This window comes from Allokutzneria sp. NRRL B-24872 (genome assembly GCF_002155965.1).
Taxonomy (GTDB): domain Bacteria; phylum Actinomycetota; class Actinomycetes; order Mycobacteriales; family Pseudonocardiaceae; genus Allokutzneria.
Genome location: NZ_MUMH01000228.1, coordinates 1 through 18,511, shown reverse-complemented (window position 1 = coordinate 18,511; position 18,511 = coordinate 1). Strand labels below are relative to the sequence as shown.

Below are 18,511 nucleotides of genomic sequence, written 5' to 3'. Positions count from 1 at the left end.
CTCAGCTCTCCCAGGCCCGCCGGGTTGACGCCGACCGCGAGGTCGTGGACGACGCGGACGCCTTGGCGGGCCTGGGAGAGCTGAGCGGCGCACAGTTGTTGCAGCCACGCGTAGAACCGCACGCGGTCATCGTCGTGGTCCACGTTCTTGGGGTGGCGCAACGTTTCCGGCCACGAACGCCAGTCGGGGCCGTGTTTCTCGGCGATGACGCAGTAGGTGGCGAAGGACCGCAGCGCCGCGTCGGGTTCGGCGACTTCGGCGAAGGGCCACAACAACTCCAGCGCGGCGCGTTTGGCCCGCCACACCTCGTCGTAGTCGATGCGGTCGCCGTTGGGGGCGCGGAGCGCGTCGACCTGGGCGCGCGTCGCGGCATCAGCGCGGGCGTAGGCGTCGGTGTGCTCGATGCGCAGGTAGAGCGGGTTGACGAACTGGCGGCTGGACGGCGAGTACGGCGAGGGCTCGACCGGCTCGACGAGGTTCGGCGCGTGCAGCGGGTTGACCAGCACCATCCCGGCGCCGCTGGCGGCGGCCCAGCGCGTGAAGTCCGCGAGGTCGGCGAGGTCGCCCATCCCCCACGACTCCGCCGAGCGCACCGCGTACAGCTGGAGCATCCATCCCCAGGCGCGCGGTGGTTCGGGCAGTGCGGGCGGGGCGACGACGACGGTGATCACCTGGTCAGCGGCGCGCAGCTCGTGCCAGCCCAACGGGAGGTCGGCGGGCAGCTCCCCGTCGACGTCGACGAAGGTGCCGTCTTCGAGCAACAGCACGCCCGCCCCGACGACGCGGGTCGCTCCCTGGCGGAGCACGATCGTCGGCGGTAGCCGGTTCTCGGCCGCGCGGGCGCGGACGCGGTCCAGTTCGGCGCGCACGGACTCCGGCGTCGAGGCGTCCACGTCGAGCAGCGCGAGCACGTCGGCCACCACGTCGGGGGCGACGTCGACGCGTTCCAGGTTGCCGTCCTCGTACCAGGTCGCGACGCCGTGCGCTTCGGCGAGGGCCACAAGATCGTCATCCACGGCCTCAGTCTTGCAGCAGCGGCGCGGGCGGGCAGGCTCTCACCCCGAACGGAGCAAGGCGGGAAAAGCGTTCGACGCAGTGGCCGCCGGGCTTGTAGCTTGCCGCTGACCGCGATCCTGTCCGAGGAGGTGAGACCCGTGAACGCAGCAGCGATGTGGGTGCTCCCCCTCCCGTCACGGTCGGGCGACTGACGCAGGTGTCGCCGGGAGCGCCATGCGACTCCCGAAGGGCACCACCATGTTTGACGTGATCATCGCCGGGTGCGGTCCGACCGGCGCGATGCTGGCCGCCGAGCTGCGGCTGCACGATGTCCGGGTTCTCGTTCTGGAGAAGGAGACCGAGCCGGTCTCCTTCGTCCGCATTGTCGGTCTGCACATTCGCAGCATCGAATTGCTGGCCATGCGCGGGCTGTTGGAGCGCGTCGCCGAGCGCGGGAGGCAGCGTCCGGCGGCTGGTTTCTTCGCCGCGATCGCCAAGCCCGTTCCGGAGGGCCTGGATTCCGCGCACCCGTATTTGCTCGGCATTCCGCAGCCGGTCATCGTCGAGCTGCTCGAACAGCACGCTGCCGCGTTGGGCGCGGACATCCGGCGCGGTTGTGCGGTGGCGGGTTTCGAGCAGGATTCCGAGGGTGTGACCGTCGAGTTGGCTGATGGGGAACGGGTGCGCTCGCGCTTCCTCGTCGGCTGCGATGGCGGGCGCAGCACTGTGCGCAAGCTGCTCGGTGTCGGTTTTCCCGGCGAGCCCTCGCGGTCCGAGACGTTGATGGGTGAGATGGAAGTCGGTGTGCCGCACGAGGAGATCGCCGCCAAGATCACCAGGACGCTCACGCTCCAGCCTTTCGGCGGTGGCATGTACCGCGTGGTGGTCCCGGCGGAGGGACTCAGTTCGGCGCCGCCCACGCTCGAAGATTTCCAGAAGCAGCTGCGCGCCTTAGCGGGAACGGATTTCGGTGTGCACTCCCCGCGGTGGTTGTCCCGTTTCGGCGATGCGACTCGGCTGGCTGAGCGTTATCGCGTGGGGCGGGTGCTGTTGGCGGGCGACGCGGCGCACATTCATCCGCCCATTGGCGGTCAGGGCCTGAATCTGGGTGTTCAGGACGCGTTCAACCTCGGGTGGAAGCTGGCCGCGCAGATCCGGGGCTGGGCGCCGGAGTCCTTGCTGGACACCTATCACGCCGAGCGTCACCCGGTCGCTGAGGACGTGCTGGACAACACCCGTGCTCAGACGGAGCTGCTTTCTCCAGAGCCGGGCGCGCGGGCGGTGCGCAGGCTGCTCACCGAGCTGATGGACTTCAACGAGGTCAACCGCCGCCTGATCGAGAAGATCACCGGGATCGGCGTTCGCTACGACTTCGGCGAGGGTCCCGATCTGCTCGGTCGTCGCCTACCTGACATCGACGTCGAGCACGGCCGCCTGTATGCCCTGCTGAGTCGAGGCCGCGGTCTGCTGCTGGATCGCACTGGGAGCTTGACCGTGGGTGGCTGGGCTGATCGGGTCGATCTGCTCGCGGATTCCTCTGCGGCGCTGGATGTTCCCGCTCTCCTGCTCCGCCCGGACGGCCACGTCGCTTGGATCGGCGAGGATCAGCAGGGCCTCGACGTGCAGTTGGCGCGGTGGTTCGGCGAAGCCTCAGAGACGGCCTTGGTTGATGCCGGCGGCAAGGTCGAGCGAGATGGTGTCGAGACCGTCTTCTAGCGCGGTCAGCTCGCGGTTGAACTCGGCGGGGTTGAGCGGTTGGTTGCGCCACCGGTGGGTGAACGCCTCGCAGCCGTCCAGCACCGCCGAGGCAACGCGGTCAGCGCCGCCGTCCGGTGCGCGCTGGCCCTCGGTCTCCATGATGGCGTGCACGCGCATGACGAGGTCGTCGATGCGCAGCACGGAGGTCAGCGCCAGCAGCTCGGCCATGGTCCCGCGCCGGGGGTCGGCTCCGGGGTCGAAGGTCGTGTACGCCACGGGCCGGACGACCAGCTCGACGAGCAGGATCGCGCCCAGGTTCTGGTCCGCCTCGTTGACCGGTGTCCACCGCTCACCGGGCCGATGCGGTCGACGTAGATGTCGCATGAGGGTTAGTTGCCCTGTGGCGCGCCAAAAAAACCTAGAAAGGCTGAACAGGCGCTTAGCAGTTCTCGATCCTCGTTGACCGCGTCGGCGAAGTGGACGCCGACGTTGTGCCTGCGTGGCTGGGCGAGTTCGGTGCGCAGCAGCCCTTCGGCGGCGCGCGCGGCTGCCCCGATCTCGGCGAGGCACCGTGCCACGACCGTGCGGCAGTGGGAGTTGCCGCGCCACGCGGTGATCAGCACCGGGACCACTTCGTCGGCGTCGGCGGTGATCTCCCAGAGCGCGAGCGCGGCGTGCATGCGGGACCACGCGTCCGTCACCTCTGTCAGCCGTGCCCGCACCAGCCGGAGCGCGTCGGTCGCCGCAGGTCCGAGGGCGGCGGCCAAGCGCATGCCGTTGTCGCTGGCGTCGATGGCGGCCAGCGCGGGTTCGGGGTCTCCTGCGATCCGCCACAGCGCCAGCGGGGCGTCGAAGGGGTGCTCCGCGCAGAGCTGCCGCAGCAACGGCACGGCTGCGGCCGAAGCCGGACCGATCGCCCGCAGCGCGTAGAACAGCGCGCTGTCGCGGGCTCCGGATTGCAGCAGTTCCACCAGATCTGGTGCTGCGTCGGCTCCGGCGTGCTCAAGGTTGCCGATCGCGGTCAGCAACCCACCGCGTCGGCGCACGTCACTCACATCACGGAGCCGCGCGCGCAGAGTCGGCAGCAGGGGCGCGGTGTGCTCGCGGATGCCGTAGAGCACGCTGCCGATCTCGACGGGAATGTCCTTGTTCTCCAAGGCTTCTCGCACTGCCGGCACTGCTCGTGCGTCCCCGGTGCGCGCGAGGGCTCGCAGGAGGTGAGGCGATCCGTTTTGTGCCGCAAGCAAAGCATCGGCGGCGGGCGCGGCGTCCGGGCCGAAGTGGTCCAGGGTCTCGGTCGCGTCCTTGGTCAGCTCGGGAATCGCGAGCAGGTCGCCGACGCGTCGGGCCAGCTCGCTGTGGTCGCCGCGCCACTCCCGAACGAGCGCGCGGGCCAGCGCACAACCCAGACGGCGAACATCGTTGGCGTCACAGGAAAGCAGCTCGGCGATGAGCGCGGTTCGCTCGACCGTTCGACTGCTGAGCGCGGTGTCCAGTGACCGCACGAGGTGCGCTGCGGAGGTGCCGTCGACGGCGTGCACGGCGGCTGCGGCGATCGAGGCGACGTCGGCGGGCAGCGCTCCCGGGTCGATGTCGGCGAGCGTCGCCAACGCGCGGAGCTGCACGATCGGACGGTCCCCGTCGGCCGCGCGCTCGGCGATCCAGGCGAGCGCGGCGTCGAGTTCGGTGTCGTCGTCGAGGTGCGGCGCGATCATGCCGACCGCGCGCACGACGGCGGCTCGCGCGTGCGGGTCCGGCTCGGCGGCGATCCGGCCGTAGAGCACGGAAAGCGTTGTGGCCCAATGCTCCTGACACACCGCGAGCACGATCGGCAGGGCTCGGCGGACCTCGGGCGCGGGGTCGTCGAAGAGCGCGAGGAGCTGGGGCAGCTCGGCGCTGACCGATGCTCGGGCGGTGGCGGCGTGGCGGTGGTTCTCGTGCGGGTCGGGCTCGCCCGGCGTCCACGTGTCCAGGCCGGTCTCGTCCGCTCCGCAGACGCTGGCGATCAGGTCGAGCAGGTCCGCGCGCTGCGGTGTCGAGGGCTCGAACACCGCTTCGAGCAGGAACGGCACGCACAGCGCGGTCGGCTCGTGCACGTCGCCGCCGTGGTGCAGGGCGTCGGCGAAGTCCTCGTAGGCCAGCTCACGGGCACGCGCGTCGGTGGATGCGAGGCCGCGCAGGATCTCCGGGACGTCGGCCGCGGGTCCGTACGCGTGCTCCAGCGATAACCAGTCGATCTTGTCGAGCCCCGCGAACACCGGGCAACCGTACCCGGATGATCACACCAGCCCGAGTTCGCGGGCCCGGACCCCGGCCTGGAACCGGGAGCTGGCGCCGAGCGCGGTCATCAGCTCGGCCACGCGCCGCCGGTAGGTGCGCACGCCGAGGTTCAGCTCGCGGGCGGCCGTCTCGTCCTTGCTGCCCGATGCCAGCACCTCCAGCAGGCGCGGCGCGAGCGCCCGCAGCTCGGCAAAGCTCCTGTCGTAGGTCCGCAGCGGGCTGGCCACGCGCCACGCGGCGTCGTAGAGGGTGGACACGCTTCGCGCCACGTCGGAGCTGTCGAAGACCCGGAACTCGCGGGTGGCGCCGACCAGTTCACCGGCGAGGATGACGATGCGGCGATCGAGGATGATCGTCTCGTTGATCTCGTCGGGGCTGATCCGCACGTCCACGCCGACCTGGTCGAGTTCGTGCAGGTGGGCGGCGGAGCGCGGGTCGAGCAGCACGCCGGGGCGGAACATCTTGCGGATGCGCTTGTCCCCGTGCAGCTGCGGGCGCGGGCGGGGTTTGGAGGTCGCCCAGGTGTTGAGGTCGTCGGCGGCGCAGGACACCTCGGAGGCCGCCGCGAACAGGTGGGCCGTGCGCGCGAACAACGCCTCTTCGCTGCGGACGATCTGGTTGGGGACGACCGTGCTCATGGAGTCAGTGTGGCAGGAAGTTGCCGTTGCGCGTCGTGCTCGCTCGCCTCGGCGCAGGCTGGTTCCCATGACGACCTCGACCTGGGAGCTGGGCGACCGCAAGGTCAACCGGCTCGGCTACGGCGCGATGCGCCTGACCACCCGTCCGCTCGACCGCGACGAGGCGGTCGCCGTGCTGCGGCGCGCGGTGGAGCTGGGCGTGAACCACATCGACACCGCCTCCTTCTACTTCTCGCCGCTGCTGTCGGCGAACGAGCTGATCGGCTCCGCGCTGCGGCCCTACGCCGAGGACCTGGTGATCGTGACCAAGGTCGGTCCGGGCCGGGACCCCTCTGGCGAGTGGTACCGGGCGCGGCCGGACCAGCTGCGCGGGCAGGTGGAGGAGAACCTGCGCCAGCTCGGCCTGGACGCCCTCGATGTGGTGAATTTGCGCATCGGTGCTGGTCTGGAGCGTGGGACCGGGTCGATCGCGGAGCACTTCGGCGCGCTGGCGGAGCTGCGCGAGGCGGGGTTGATCCGGCACCTCGGGATCTCCAACGTCGGCACCGCGCACTTGGCCGAGGCGCTCGCGATCGCGCCGGTGGTGTGCGTGCAGAACCTGTACGGGCTGGGTGCTCGGGACGCTGAGGACGATGCCCTGCTCGACCAGTGCGCCGAGCAGGGCATCGCGTTCGCGCCGTTCTTCTCCGTGGATCGGGGCGCTCCACAGAGGGCCGTCGCGGAGATCGCCGCCGCGCACGGTGTGACCGCCGCGCAGGTGTTGATCGCGTGGACGTTGCACCGGGGGCCGAACGTGCTGGCCATTCCGGGCACGGGCGATCTCGGGCACCTGGAGCAGAACGTGGCGGCGGCGGAGATCTCGCTGTCCGAGGAGGAGATGGACCGGCTCAGCCGGGGATCTGGTCCAGGAAGCCCAGCACGGAGCTGATGCGCTCGCCGTCCACGCGCACCACGTCGAAGCCGATCGCCAGCGGCTCCGCCTCGCCCGGGACGCCGAGGTGCCAGTGGAAGCGGGCGACGTCGTGGTGCGCGTCGGCCTCGGCGGGCACGCTGAAGACGAGTCCGGCGAACTGCTGCTGCGCGCCCGCGATCACCATGTCGATGCCGTCCCGCCCGGCGACGTCGGCCAGCGGGTCGGTGTAGGTGGCGTCCTCGGTGAACAGTTCGTCGACGAGGTGCCTGCGCTTGGCCGCGTCGGTCTCGTTCCAGACGGCGATGTAGCGGGCGGCGATGTCGGTCACTGCGGTCTCCTTCGGTTGGTGTGGCACAACAATCGGCCGGAGGAGGTCGCGGTGTCGATTACGCCGGAGGTAATGGCGGGTGCGCTTAAGCTCAAGTTCATGAGCACCCCGATTGGCGAGATGCTGCGCGACTGGCGCGGTCGGCGTCGGTTGTCGCAGCTGGACTTGGCGCTGAGCGCCGACATCTCCGCGCGGCACCTGAGCTTCCTGGAGACGGGTCGGTCCGCGCCGAGCCGGGAGATGGTGCTGCGCTTGGCGGAGCAGCTGGAGGTGCCGCTGCGCGAGCGCAACCGGCTGTTGTTGGCGGCGGGGTTCGCGCCCGCCTACCAGGAGAGCGCGTTGGACTCGCCGCGGCTGAGCGCGGTGCAGGCCGCGGTGCGCCAGGTGTTGACCGCGCACGAGCCGTATCCGTCGGTGGCGGTGGACCGGGGGTGGAACCTGGTGGAGGCCAACGCGGCCAGCTCGTTGTTCACCGACACCGTTGCGCCGCACCTGCTCCAGGGGCAGCCGAACGCGCTGCGGCTGAGCTTGCACCCGGACGGCATGGCGCCGCACATCGCCAACCTCGGCCAGTGGCGCGCGCACCTGCTCAGCCGCCTCGCCAGGGAGATCGCGGTGAGCGGCGACGAGGAGGTCACGGCGCTGTTGGAGGAGCTGCGCGGGTACCCGTGCGAGGAGCCGGAGGTCGAGGTGCCCGACACCGGCGAGGTGTTCGTGCCCCTGCGGATTCGCCTCGAAGACACCGAACTGAGCCTGTTGAGCACTGTGTCGACCTTCGGCACGGCGTTGGACGTGACCGTCGCGGAGCTGTCCGTGGAGTCGTTCTTCCCGGCTGATGCCGTGACGGCGGAGTTCCTGCGCGGCCGTTGACCTGAACGCGAGTTGAGGTTGAACACTCGCGGTATGAGAGTTGTGGAGCTGACGCGGTTCGGCGGTCCCGAGGTGCTGGTTCCCCGTTCCGCCCCCGCGCCCGCCGCGGGTCCGGGCGAGGTGTTGGTCGAGGTCTCCTTCGCTGGACTGACCTTTGTGGACACTCAGATCCGGCGCGGTGTGGACAAGTGGCACGAGGTGCCCGAGCCGCCTTACGTGCCCGGCGGCATCGTCGCGGGGACCGTTGTCTCCTCCGACGCGCGGTGGTTCGGTCGTCGTGTGCTCGCCGATCCGGGGATGACCGGGGCGTTCGCGGAGGTGGCCGTCGCGCCGGTGGAGTCGCTGATCGTGGTGCCGGAGGGCTTGGGTCTGGCCGAGGCGGTCGGCCTGCACACCGATGGTTCCACGGCGCTCGGACTCGTTGAGGGGGCACGTGTTCAGGCCGGGGACGTGGTTCTCGTGGAGGCCGCCGCGGGTGGTGTCGGGAGCCTGCTCGTGCAGTTGGCCAAGGCACGTGGGGCGCACGTGATCGGGGCGACTCGGGGTGCGCGCAAGCTCGATCTGGTGCGTTCCCTCGGCGCGGACGCGGTTGTCGACTACTCCGCCGCGGACTGGACGGCAGGGCTCGGCCAGGTCGACGTGGTGTTCGACGGCGTCGGCGGAGAGATCGGCCGTGCGGCGTTCGGCCTGGTCAGGCCCGGCGGCCGGTTCTCCGTGCACGGCGCGTCCAGTGGCGCGGTGTCCTCTTTCGACGGCGCGGGCACGGGTGTGCGGGTGCTGGGGATCGATCAGCTCTTCGGCTTCGGCGAGCACGTCCGCGGCTGGGCGGAACGCGTGCTGGCCGATGCCGCGGCGGGCGGTCTGCGGCCGGTGATCGGGCAGAGGTTCCCGTTGGAGCGCGCCGCTGAGGCTCATGCGGCGATGGAGTCTCGCGGCGCGCTCGGGAAGACCTTGCTGGTCGTCAGGGAGTGAGCACGAGGCGGATCGGGTCGCCGACCTTGTCGTGCAGCTGCTTCACCGCGCGCTCGGCCTCGGCGAGCGGGATGCGGTCGGTGATGGAGCGCGAGAAGTCCAGCCGCCCGTGCCCGGCGAGGGCGATCAGGTCCTCCACGTGCTGCGGCAGTGACCCGTAGTGGCCCATGACCTGCTGGAGCTCGAAGCAGAAGCCAATGCTGTCGCCGACTTCGAGCTGTTCGGGGGTGAGCCCGGCCAGCACGAGCTTTCCCTTGCGCGACAAGGACTTCGCGGCCTGTTTGCGGGCCGCGCCCGATCCGGCGAAGTCGAAGGCGTGGTCGAGGCCCTTGCCGCCGGTGGCCGCGCGCAGCTGTTCGGCGAAGTCCTCGGCCAGCGGGTCCAGCGCGGTGTCGGCGCCGAAGCCCAGCGCGCGCTCGCGGGCGGCCTTGTTCGGGTCGATGGCGACGATCGGGGCCGAGCCGACCAGGCGCAGGATCTGCACGGCGTGCGTGCCGAGCCCGCCGGTCCCCCAGACGCCCGCCGATTCGCCGACCGTGACCTGCGCGGTCGTCACGATCGCCGCGTAGGGCGTGGAGACCGCGTCGGGGATGATCGCCGCCTGCTCGAAGGGGAGGCTGTCGGGGATCGGGACGACCGTGTCGTGGCGGGCGACCGTGTACTCCGCCCAGCCTCCGTCGTAGTCCACGCCGCGTGTGAGCACGCGCAGGCACGGGCTCATCGCGCGGACGCAGTTGTCGCAGGCGCCGCAGGACTGGCCTGCCTGGAGCGCGACGCGCTGGCCCACGCGGAGCCTGTCCGGCACGTCCGCGCCGAGCGCTTCGATCACTCCGGCGACCTCGTGGCCGAGGGTGACCGCCTTGGCCGGGTTGTAGGCGGGCGTGAACGCGCCGCCGATGAGGTGCAGGTCGGATAGGCACACCCCGGAGGCGCGGACCGCGACCAGGACCTCGTTCGGCGCAGGTCGGGGTACCGGCACCTCCTCCACCGCGAAGCGCTTGGTGGTCAGGTCCAGCCGTCCGGCGAGCATCGTGGCAGTCACGCCGACCAATCTCGCACAACCACCCGGCAAAGATCACTACCGGGTGGCGGCGGATTCTCAGGCGCCGGACCAGTTCAGCAGGGCGGCGGCGTCGCGGCGGAACTGCTCGACGGAGTCGTCAGGGACGAACTCCAGCAACACGAACCGGTCCTGCTCGTCGGCGTCGAGCTCGGCGAGCACGGGCTGCCAGAGGTCGGCGCGCTCGGCGAGGGCGAGGCGTTCGGTGAACCCGTCCGGGCCCCAGGAGAAGGCGTGCACCGTGCGCAGTTTCGGCAGCAGCGACCGCACTTCCTTGAGGCAGGAGTCCACCTCGGGGGTCTCCTTGGGCTGCCAGTACGGCACGAGCGCGTCGACGTCCTCGAACAGCCGCGTGGCGGAGTCGATGTCGTCGGTCAGCGTCTCCACGTGGTACTCCACCGCGACGCGGACTCCGTGCACGGCGGCGAGTTCGGCGCAGCGGCGCAGGTCCTCGGTGACGGCGGCACGGCGCGCGGTGTCGGTGTCGGTGGTTCCGGTGACGCCCGCCCAGACACGGATGACGGGCGCGCCGAGTGCGACGGCGGTGCTCAGGGCGTCGGCGAACGCGGCGGGTTCGGTGTCGCCGGCCTTGTAGTAGGAGCCGTAGCCCTCCACGAGCAGGCCCGCGTCGGCGGTCAAGCTCCTGGCGCGCTCGGCGGCGGCGAGATCGCCCACGGGGACGTGGACGTCGCCGCCCCAGGTGATCGCGCGCAGCCCCGCGTCGGCGGTGACCCGCACGATCTCGGGCACGGACAACTGTCGGAAGGTCACCGAGACCACTCCGGGAACGATCACTGCGCTCTCCCCGCTCTCCGCCGGACGACCGCACCCACCCTACTCGACAACGATAATCACAACCAGATTCGGTTCGCGCAGTAATTTCGTTCGCCGAACGAATATCTCGATATGATCATGATCGTGGCCAACAGTCGGGACGAGCTCGTAGACCAGGTCCTCGCGGCGGGCAGGCGGCTCGCCGCGGCCGCGGTGCGGCTGCACTCCGCCGTCGCCGACAAGCAGGGGCTGTCCCCGGTGGAGGAGAAGGCGCTGGAGCTGCTGGAGAGCAGCGGCGCGCTGACCCCGGGCGAGCTGTCGCGGCGCTGCGGCCTGGCGCCCGCCTCGATCACCGGGCTGATCAACCGGTTGGAGCAGAAGGGTTTCGCGCGGCGGACCCCGCACCCGCAGGACCGCAGACGGCTGCTGGTGCAGGTGCGCCGGGACCGCCAGCGCGGAGCCGACGCGCTGCTCAAGGACTACCTCGACACGGTCGCGCGGCTGTGCGCCGACTACGACGACGAGAAGCTGCGCACGATCGTGGAGTTCACCGAGGAGATCGCCCGCCGTCAGCGCGAGGCCGCTGAACGGCTCTCGCGCTGACGAACGGCTCTCACGCCGAGGCGGGCGCTTCGATGCGGTAGCGGCCGACCCACGCGCTGGCGGCGACGTCCTGCACCGCGTCCTCGACCTTGCCGGGCAGCCGCCCGGCAGGCGGCAGCGGGAACCGGTAGCGCGTGGCGGGCAGCCCTTCGCGCGGCGGCGCCTCGTCCACGCGCCACTGGTCCAGCTCGGGGTAGCGGGCGGGGAAGGCCGGGTCCGCCGGGAAGACCTCCAGGCCGATGCGCCGATCGGGGCGCACGACGCTGGCGCGGTCCAGCAGCGGACGCGTGCTGATGCCGACCGCGCCGATCTCGCGCCAGGGCACCGCGTGCAGCGTCCCGTCCGCGCGCCACCACAGCGCGCGCCGGTCGACGATCACGCCCCGGCCGCGCAGCGAGGCGCGGGCGCTGCTGACGAACCACAGGAACGCCGCACCGGAGAGGATCTGCCAGAGCCAGACCCACGGGTGCGTCTCGCCGTCGGTGAGGATGGCCGCGCAGACCACGGCGAGGAATCCGGAGATCCCGCCGCCGAGCATCAGCCACCGCGCCCCGGAGACGCCGAAGTCGAGGTCGATCGCCCCCGGCTGCAGCCCCTGTGCCCTGTCGGGTGCCGCGATCCTCATCGTCGGCGGGCGTTGCGGGTTCACCACGGAGGTCTCTGCCACTGAGGACGGAGCGGGCACCCGCTCCCAGCCACCACGTCGCCACTTCACGTGATCAACCCTAGTGAACTCGCCGATGCCACCGCCGCGTGTCCCCGTTCGAGCCACCGGTACCCCCGCTCCCCCGTCATCGGTGGCGCACCGCAGCCACCCACCACTCGCGCGCACAACCAGGGCAGGCCCTGATCGATGAGCACGTGACCACCACCTCGCGTCGTCGTTGTCCGTCTACCCGTAGGACGCGCCGGGCGCCGACTCGTTGGCTCCGGATGCCCACCGAACGCCCGCGACATTGTTTAATTAATTAAAAAAAGGCATGTGATACGGTCATCCAATGACCCCGAGAATCATTGTTGCGACGGCCGATGACATTGCCGATCTCGTGTCTTCGGTGAATTCCTTGTTCGCTGAGGACGGTGGGCGGCGTGATCCGTTCATGGACACCGGCTGGCCCGCCCGTGAAGGTGCTGCCTACTACTCCGGCCTGGTCGGCGACCCGGCCGCGGTGTGCCTGTTGGCCAGGGAGGATCGTGTCGCGGGGCATCTGGTGGGCCGGATCGGGCGCTCGTCGATGCGGCCGGGCGCGGTGACGGGGGTGTTGGAGAGCATGCGGGTCGATGCCGCGTTCCGGCGCCGCGGAATCGGTTCGGCGTTGGTGGAGCGCTTCTTCGAGTGGGCCGATTCTCACGGGGTGAACGAATTCTCGGTGTCAGCGTACTCGAGCAACGAAGCCGCGCTCGCCCTGTACGGCAAGCACGGCTTCGCGGCGTTCGAGACGAAGCTCGTCCGGCCTATTTCGTGAGCTCGTAGCGGAGGATGACGATGCCGTTGACGTAGGCGGTCGCGTCGAGGGCGTGCAGGTCGTGGGTGTCCTCGAAGAGGCGGGTTCCCCTGCCGCGCGAGACCGGGCTGACCATCATGCGGACCTCGTCGACGAGCCCGGCGTCCATGAGGGAGCGCATCAGCTGCAAGCTCCCCCACAGCCAGAGGTCCTTGCCGTCCTGCTGCTTGAGCTCGCGGATGGTGGCGGCCGGGTCGGCGGTGACGGTCGCGGCGGGGAAATCGCCCCAGGGCGCCTGCTCCAGGGTGGTGGAGGCGACGTACTTGGTGAGGCTGTTGAGCTTCTCGCCGTACTCGCCCTGGTCCTCGGCGTGCGGCCAGTAGTCCTTGGACTGGTTGTAGGTGTTCGCGCCGAGGATCATGGTGTCGACGGTGTCGATGAAGGCCATGATGTCGTTCTTGAACGCGGGGTTGGTGGTGTCGGAGAAGGCCTCTCCCGAGACGAAACCGAGCCCGCCGTCCTCCTCCGCGGCGATGTTGTCGACGGTGACCCACTGCTGGACGATGAGCTTGCGCATGACGGTTCTCCCGGTTCGATCGGTCACTTCCATCCCAGGGACGGAGCCGTCGCGCCGGTCTCGACATCGGTGCTCAAGATTTTGTCGCGGCGAGCAGCCGGAAGAACGAGCGCAGGTCCTCCACGAAGAGTTCTGGCTGCTCAAAGGCACCGAAGTGACCTCCGCGAGGGAGTTCGCTCCACTGCCGGATGTCGGTGAAGCGCTGGGCGACCCAGCGCCGGGAGGGCCGCAGCAGCTCGGCGGGGAAGAGCGCGGCGGCGACGGGGACGTCCACTGTGGACGGGGTGGGTTCGGTGAAGATCTTCTGGATCTCGGCGATGCTCTCCCAGTACAGGCGCGCGGAGGAGGTCGCGGTGCCGGTGAGCCAGTAGAGGGTGATGTTGTCCAGCATCTGCTGGCGGGTGAGCGGGTGCTCGGGGTCGGTCCAGGCGTGGAACTTCTCCAAGATCCACGCGCACTGCCCGACGGGTGAGTCGGTGAGGGCGTAGCCGAGGGTCTGCGGCCGGGTGCCCTGCTGGACGGAGTAGCCGTCCTCGGTCTGCTTGGCGCGCTCCAGGTCGGCGATCGCGGCGTGCTCGGCGTCGGTGAGGTCGTCGAAGGTGGCGGGGTCGGGCGGGGCCAGCGGTGGGGCGAGGTGGATGCCGATGATCCGTTCGGGGACGCGTTGGGCGATGCCGGTGGTGACGCTGGTGCCCCAGTCGCCGCCGTGCGCGCCGAAGCGCTGGTAGCCGAGGCGGTCCATCAACTCGATCCACGCATCGGCGATGCGGTGGACGTCCCAGCCGGTGGTGCGGGGTTTGTCGCTGAAGCCGTAGCCGGGTAGCGACGGGCAGACGACGTGGAAGGCATCGGCCGGGTCGGTGGGGTTGGTGAGCGGGCCGATGGCGTCGAGGAACTCCAGGACGGAGCCGGGCCAGCCGTGGGTGAGCAACAGCGGCGTGGCGTCCGGGTGGGGTGAGCGGACGTGCAGGAAGTGGATGCCGAGGCCGTCGATCTCGGTGCGGTACTGGGGGACGGCGTTGAGGCGGGCTTCGACCGCGCGCCAGTCGTAGTCCTTCTCCCAGTGCTCGCAGAGCTCGCGGAGCTGGTTCAGGGGCACGCCCTGGGACCAGTCGTCGACGGTCTCGGCTTCGGGCCAGCGGGTCCGGCTCAGCCGATCGCGCAGGTCGGTGAGGGCTGTTTCGGGGATCTCGACGCGGAAGCGCGTGATGTTCGCCGACATGCGGCCAGGCTTTCAGCCGCCGTAGAAGCCCGCAACGTCGATCTCGGCCAGGGGAATCCAATCGGGGTCGGTTGGCTCGGTGAGCGGGTAGCGCAGTGTCGCGGCGAGGACGGGGCGTTCGTCGACGCGCTGCGACAGCGCGTACAGGGCGGCGAGAACGTGAGCGCAGTGCGGATTTCGGGTTCTGCAGTCGCATTCGGTGTGCTGTTCGGCCAGGGGCACGGCGACGGCGAGGGTGTCGGCGAGTTCGTCGGGCAGGTCGCCGGTGTGGTCGGCGACGAGTCCTTCCGGCACGTCCGTCCACAGTGGAAGTCCGATGTGGACGGTGTGGCCGGAGACGGTGGCGGTGACGCTGCCCGTCTCGGCGCGCAGCTCGGTGACGGCGTTGTTGCGGACGAGGCTGCGTGCTCTGGGCAGCAACGGGTTCGGGCGGGTGACGGCGGTGGACTCGACGGCGCGGACCCAGGCCCTGCCCCAGGGTGTCGCGCCGTACTCGGGTTGGGTCAACTCATCGCTCCGGGATCGAGGGCGAGCACGTCGTGCAGTTGCTCGTCGGGCAGTTCGGCGAGCGCGGTCTCCGAGCCGGTGACGGCGTCGGCGAGTGCGCGTTTGTTCTCGTGCAGGCGGGCGATGTGGTCCTCGATGGTGCCGCCGGTGAGCAGGGTGTGCACGGTGAGCGGGCGGGTCTGGCCGATGCGGTGCGCGCGGTCGGTGGCTTGTTCTTCCACGGCCGGGTTCCACCAGCGGTCGAAGTGCATCACGTGTCCGGCGCGGGTGAGGTTGAGCCCGAACCCGGCGGCGCGCAGGCTCAGCAGCAGCACCGGTGGCGCGTCGGCGTCGTGTTGGAAGGCGCGCACGAGTTCGTCGCGGCGCGCGGCGCTGAGCCCGCCGTGCAGGAAGGGCACGGGCCCGCCGATGTGCTCGGCGAGGTGTCGCGACAGCAGCTCGCCGGTTGCCGTGTACTGGGTGAACACCAGTGCGCGGTCGTCGTCCTCGACGATCTCGGTGAGCATTTCCGTCGCGCGGTCGAACTTGCCGGAACGCCCGGCCAGGGGCAGCTCGTCGGGCCGGTACTGGGCGGGGTGGTTGCAGATCTGCTTGAGCGCTGTGAGCAACGCCAGCACGCGGCCCCGGCGTTCGAGCCCGCTCCCGAAGCCGAGGGTGAAGGCGCGGTCGACGGCGTCGCGGTAGAGCGCGGCCTGCTCGCTGGTGAGGGTGCAGGCGACCGTCGAGTACAGCTTCGGCGGCAGGTCGGTGGCGACCGCGGACTTGGTGCGCCGCAACACGTGCGGGGCGATCAGCGCGGTGAGCCGGGCCGCGGCGGTGGTGGAGCGGCGTTGCTCGATCGGCGTGCCGAAGCGCTGCCGGAACCGCGCGCGGGTGCCCAGCAGCCCGGGGTTGGTGAGCGACATGATCGCCCACAGCTCGTCGAGCCGGTTCTCCACCGGGGTGCCGGTCATCGCGACGCGGCGCTGGGCGGACAGCCGCGCGGCGGCTTTGCTGGCTTGGGCGTCGGGGTTCTTGACCTGCTGCGCCTCGTCGAGCACGACCACGTCCCAGTCCCTGCTGGTGAGGTCGTCCTCGCCGCGCAGCACGCTGTAGCTGGTGATCACGACCGTGCGCGGCGGGATCGTCTCCGGCAGCGCACGGCGTGGTCCGTGGTGGGTGAGCACGGGGGTGTCCGGGGCGAAGCGCGCGATCTCCCTGCGCCAGTTCCCCACGAGCGAGGTCGGGCAGACCACCAGGTGCGGGCCGTCGCGCGTGGCGAGCAGGCAGATCGCCTGGAGGGTCTTGCCCAGGCCCATCTCGTCAGCCAGCACGCCCCCGCCGGGCACCGAGTTCAGCCAGGCCACGCCGTCCACCTGGTAGGGGCGCAGCTCGGCGTTGATGGCGCCGAGCTTGGCGCGCGCGAGCGCTGCTTGACGGTAGCTGTCAAGTAGCGCGGCGGCGGAGCTGATCGCGGTTTCCTCGCTGTTGAGCACGGCGTGCGCCACCGGCGGCATGCGCTGCGCCAGCTCAGCGAACGCCACGTCGTCGGCGTCGTTCTCAACTAGGCGGACGGCCTCGCGCCACGCCCTCGCGGAGGCGGTGGTGTCGGGCAGTTCGTGCGGCTCGACGAGGCACACCTGCACGTCAGCGGCCTCGACGCGGTTGCCGCGCGGCACGGCGAGGCGGCACACGGCCCGACGCCCGGCGCTCGCGGTTCCCCACACGGCGAAGGCTCCCTGCGCGGGCACGTAGGTGACGTGCCTGTCAACCATGGACGGCTCCCTGGAACACTTGACGAGCGTCACACACTTATTGCGCGACGCACTGATTGCGTCGCACAAGTTACTTGACTGATCGGGTCGTGTCACATGACGAAGAAGGACGAGCTCATCGGCGAGCTGATCGACGCCATGCCGGACTGGACGGTGGCCCTGGTGCAGCTCAACGGGCTCATCGCCGACCGGATGGGCGTGGTCAGCACCGACCTGCACTGCCTGCACGCCCTCAACCACCACGGCCCCGCCACCCCCGGCGTACTGGCCGAGCGCGTCGGCCTCACCCCCGGCTCCGCCTCGCGCATGGTCGACCGGCTCGACGCCGCGGGCTGCGTGCGCCGCGTCCCCGACCCGCAGGACCGGCGCCGCGTGCTCATCGAGCCCACCGAGGAGGGCCTGCGCCGGGTCGCCCGCTACTACGAGGGCCTGGCCGCGCGCACCCGCGAGGACCTCGCCGACTTCCCCGCCGAGCACATCCGCGCGCTGCTCGACTTCGTCACCGCCACCCGCGCCAGCACGCTCGCCGAGCTGACGCGCCTGCGCTCCACGTCCTGACGGGGGATCTCCATGCCTGAGGACCTCCTCCCGATCGGCCGCTTCGCCCGGCTCTGCCGCCTCAGCGTCAAGCAGCTGCGCCATTACGACGACCTCGGCCTGCTGCGCCCCGCTCACGTCGACCCCAGCAGCGGCTACCGCTACTACACCCGCGCGCAGACCCGCGCCGCGTTGACGATCGGGCTGCTGCGCACGCTCGACATGCCGCTCCCAGCGATCGCCGACCTCCTCGCAGGCGATGAGTCAGCTCGCGAGGACGTGCTGCGCGCCGAACGCGACCGCATCGACGCCCAGCTCCGCCGCCACCGCGCCGCACTGCAAGGCGTCGAACGGCTACTCAAAGAAGGATTGGAGCGCAACGACATCGCTCTCATCGCCGAGCCTGAGCGCCGGGTCGCCGTGCAGCGCGCGAGCTGCGCCCAGGAAGAGATCGGCCGCACCTACGGCGAGTGCGTCGCCCGCCTGTTCGCCACGGTCCGCGACGCCCAGGGCCCGCCGATCGGGTTGTTCCCGCTCGACCTCACCCCGACACTGGACATCGCCGCCGCAGTGGAAACCCCGTCCTGCGACGAAACCCTGCGAGCGACCCCGGCCGCGACGATCATCCACAGTGGACCGTACGGGGAGATCTCCCTGACCTACCACGCCCTCTTCGCGTGGATTCACGAACACGGCCACACCCCGCACGGCCTGGTCCGCGAGACCTACCTCACCGACCCGCGCACCACCCCGCCCGAACACCTCGTCACCCGCATCACCATCCCCGTCTAGCGAAAGACGACGGCGGAGCGCGGCGTTTCGTCGACCGACAGCGTGAACACGTCGGGGCGCGCGTAGTGGCCGGTCACGTCGAAGTCGTAGCGCGCACCCGCCAGAGACGCGAGGTCCACGGGCGCGGTGATCAGGCCCTCCTCCCCCGTCAACGGCCCCGCGAGCACCTCACCGAGCGGACCCACGATCACACTGCCGCCGTTGATCCGCGACCCCGGCACCTCCGGCCGCTCCGCCTGGTACTGGCACGCCGCCGCCACGAAACACCGGCCCTCCACCGCGATGTGCCGCATCGTGGACTGCCACACCTCGCGATCGTCCACAGTGGGCGCACACCACACCTGCACACCCTTGGCGTACATGGCCGTCCGCAACAACGGCATGTAGTTCTCCCAGCAGATCACCGCCCCCGCCACCCCCGCGCCGGTCTCCACCACGGGCAGCGTCGAGCCGTCGCCCTGCCCCCAGATCAAGCGCTCAGCGGCGGTCGGCATGAGCTTGCGGTGCTTGGCAACCAAGCCCTTCACGGGGTCGAGGAACACCGC

The 18,511-nt window shown here is 70.5% G+C and carries 21 protein-coding genes; 8 read left to right on the top strand and 13 right to left on the bottom strand.

Annotated elements, in window-relative coordinates; translation table 11 throughout:
• The coding region (locus CCN37_RS36500; RefSeq protein WP_210408375.1) for a 4-alpha-glucanotransferase at positions 1 to 1,016 on the bottom strand (1,016 nt) is incomplete at its 3' end.
• Positions 1,017 to 1,254: 238 nt separating this feature from the next.
• Between CCN37_RS36500 and CCN37_RS36495 the strand changes: the two genes are divergently transcribed.
• Positions 1,255 to 2,712 carry an FAD-dependent monooxygenase gene (locus tag CCN37_RS36495; RefSeq protein WP_086829878.1) on the top strand — a complete coding sequence of 486 codons (1,458 nt, stop codon included), beginning with the start codon at positions 1,255 to 1,257 and terminating at the stop codon, positions 2,710 to 2,712.
• Here CCN37_RS36495 and CCN37_RS36490 read toward each other — a convergent pair.
• From CCN37_RS36490 to CCN37_RS36480, 3 genes are read right to left on the bottom strand one after another with little or no spacing between them, the layout of a single operon-like run.
• Positions 2,647 to 3,078, bottom strand: coding sequence for a hypothetical protein (locus CCN37_RS36490; protein ID WP_086829865.1), 432 nt, complete (start codon positions 3,076 to 3,078; stop codon positions 2,647 to 2,649). The two genes, CCN37_RS36495 and CCN37_RS36490, sit on opposite strands and share 66 nt — an antisense overlap.
• 5 nt (positions 3,079 to 3,083) lie before the next feature.
• A complete protein-coding gene (locus tag CCN37_RS36485) occupies positions 3,084 to 4,952 on the bottom strand; it encodes a hypothetical protein (protein WP_086829863.1) in 1,869 nt (622 codons plus the stop codon).
• 21 nt (positions 4,953 to 4,973) lie between these two features.
• A complete protein-coding gene (locus CCN37_RS36480; protein WP_086829860.1) occupies positions 4,974 to 5,612 on the bottom strand; it encodes a response regulator transcription factor in 639 nt (212 codons plus the stop codon).
• A gap of 67 nt (positions 5,613 to 5,679) precedes the next feature.
• Between CCN37_RS36480 and CCN37_RS36475 the strand changes: the two genes are divergently transcribed.
• Positions 5,680 to 6,540, top strand: a complete 861-nt coding sequence (locus CCN37_RS36475; protein WP_086829857.1) for an oxidoreductase — start codon at positions 5,680 to 5,682, stop codon at positions 6,538 to 6,540.
• On the opposite strand, the gene CCN37_RS36470 is transcribed toward CCN37_RS36475, so the two are convergent.
• Entirely contained in the window at positions 6,500 to 6,853 is a 354-nt protein-coding gene (locus tag CCN37_RS36470) for a nuclear transport factor 2 family protein (RefSeq protein ID WP_086829855.1), read from the bottom strand. The genes CCN37_RS36475 and CCN37_RS36470 overlap by 41 nt on opposite strands.
• Positions 6,854 to 6,952: 99 nt before the next feature.
• Here CCN37_RS36470 and CCN37_RS36465 point away from each other — a divergent pair, with 99 nt between their 5' ends.
• Positions 6,953 to 7,723 carry a helix-turn-helix transcriptional regulator gene (locus tag CCN37_RS36465; RefSeq protein ID WP_086829876.1) on the top strand — a complete coding sequence of 257 codons (771 nt, stop codon included), beginning with the start codon at positions 6,953 to 6,955 and terminating at the stop codon, positions 7,721 to 7,723.
• Between the two features lie 33 nt (positions 7,724 to 7,756).
• Positions 7,757 to 8,695 (top strand): zinc-binding dehydrogenase, encoded by a 939-nt coding sequence (locus CCN37_RS36460; RefSeq protein ID WP_086829853.1) that lies wholly within the window; start codon positions 7,757 to 7,759, stop codon positions 8,693 to 8,695.
• On the opposite strand, the gene CCN37_RS36455 is transcribed toward CCN37_RS36460, so the two are convergent.
• Both CCN37_RS36455 and CCN37_RS36450 read right to left on the bottom strand, forming a co-directional pair.
• Positions 8,685 to 9,737 (bottom strand): zinc-binding dehydrogenase, encoded by a 1,053-nt coding sequence (locus CCN37_RS36455; protein ID WP_246843525.1) that lies wholly within the window; start codon positions 9,735 to 9,737, stop codon positions 8,685 to 8,687. The genes CCN37_RS36460 and CCN37_RS36455 overlap by 11 nt on opposite strands.
• Before the next feature lie 57 nt (positions 9,738 to 9,794).
• Positions 9,795 to 10,550 carry a sugar phosphate isomerase/epimerase gene (locus CCN37_RS36450; protein WP_086829851.1) on the bottom strand — a complete coding sequence of 252 codons (756 nt, stop codon included), beginning with the start codon at positions 10,548 to 10,550 and terminating at the stop codon, positions 9,795 to 9,797.
• Between the two features lie 123 nt (positions 10,551 to 10,673).
• Here CCN37_RS36450 and CCN37_RS36445 point away from each other — a divergent pair, with 123 nt between their 5' ends.
• Positions 10,674 to 11,132 carry a MarR family transcriptional regulator gene (locus CCN37_RS36445; protein ID WP_168201028.1) on the top strand — a complete coding sequence of 153 codons (459 nt, stop codon included), beginning with the start codon at positions 10,674 to 10,676 and terminating at the stop codon, positions 11,130 to 11,132.
• A 10-nt stretch (positions 11,133 to 11,142) separates the two neighbouring features.
• On the opposite strand, the gene CCN37_RS36440 is transcribed toward CCN37_RS36445, so the two are convergent.
• Complete coding sequence (locus CCN37_RS36440; RefSeq protein WP_143261991.1) at positions 11,143 to 11,847, bottom strand: hypothetical protein; 705 nt, start codon at positions 11,845 to 11,847, stop codon at positions 11,143 to 11,145.
• A 283-nt stretch (positions 11,848 to 12,130) separates the two neighbouring features.
• Between CCN37_RS36440 and CCN37_RS36435 the strand changes: the two genes are divergently transcribed.
• Complete coding sequence (locus tag CCN37_RS36435; protein ID WP_086829845.1) at positions 12,131 to 12,598, top strand: GNAT family N-acetyltransferase; 468 nt, start codon at positions 12,131 to 12,133, stop codon at positions 12,596 to 12,598.
• On the opposite strand, the gene CCN37_RS36430 is transcribed toward CCN37_RS36435, so the two are convergent.
• The 4 genes from CCN37_RS36430 to CCN37_RS36415 all read right to left on the bottom strand — a co-directional run bounded on the left by CCN37_RS36430 (position 12,588) and on the right by CCN37_RS36415 (position 16,637).
• Positions 12,588 to 13,154 (bottom strand): dihydrofolate reductase family protein, encoded by a 567-nt coding sequence (locus CCN37_RS36430; RefSeq protein WP_086829870.1) that lies wholly within the window; start codon positions 13,152 to 13,154, stop codon positions 12,588 to 12,590. The two genes, CCN37_RS36435 and CCN37_RS36430, sit on opposite strands and share 11 nt — an antisense overlap.
• Before the next feature lie 73 nt (positions 13,155 to 13,227).
• Positions 13,228 to 14,376: an epoxide hydrolase family protein gene (locus tag CCN37_RS36425; RefSeq protein WP_086829843.1), complete on the bottom strand. Its 1,149-nt coding sequence runs from the start codon at positions 14,374 to 14,376 to the stop codon at positions 13,228 to 13,230.
• A gap of 12 nt (positions 14,377 to 14,388) precedes the next feature.
• Positions 14,389 to 14,883 carry a hypothetical protein gene (locus CCN37_RS36420; protein WP_086829841.1) on the bottom strand — a complete coding sequence of 165 codons (495 nt, stop codon included), beginning with the start codon at positions 14,881 to 14,883 and terminating at the stop codon, positions 14,389 to 14,391.
• The gene (locus tag CCN37_RS36415; protein WP_086829838.1) at positions 14,880 to 16,637 is read right to left on the bottom strand and encodes a DEAD/DEAH box helicase; all 1,758 of its coding nucleotides are present in this window, start codon (positions 16,635 to 16,637) and stop codon (positions 14,880 to 14,882) included. Before CCN37_RS36415 ends, CCN37_RS36420 begins: the two co-directional genes overlap by 4 nt.
• A 96-nt stretch (positions 16,638 to 16,733) precedes the next feature.
• Here CCN37_RS36415 and CCN37_RS36410 point away from each other — a divergent pair, with 96 nt between their 5' ends.
• Both CCN37_RS36410 and CCN37_RS36405 read left to right on the top strand, forming a co-directional pair.
• Positions 16,734 to 17,195, top strand: coding sequence for a MarR family winged helix-turn-helix transcriptional regulator (locus CCN37_RS36410; RefSeq protein WP_086829836.1), 462 nt, complete (start codon positions 16,734 to 16,736; stop codon positions 17,193 to 17,195).
• A 12-nt stretch (positions 17,196 to 17,207) separates the two neighbouring features.
• On the top strand, positions 17,208 to 17,966 hold the full coding sequence (locus CCN37_RS36405; RefSeq protein WP_086829834.1) for a MerR family transcriptional regulator: 759 nt from the start codon (positions 17,208 to 17,210) through the stop codon (positions 17,964 to 17,966).
• Here CCN37_RS36405 and CCN37_RS36400 read toward each other — a convergent pair.
• The coding region (locus CCN37_RS36400) for a nitrilase-related carbon-nitrogen hydrolase (RefSeq protein WP_305764729.1) at positions 17,963 to 18,511 on the bottom strand (549 nt) is incomplete at its 5' end. The genes CCN37_RS36405 and CCN37_RS36400 overlap by 4 nt on opposite strands.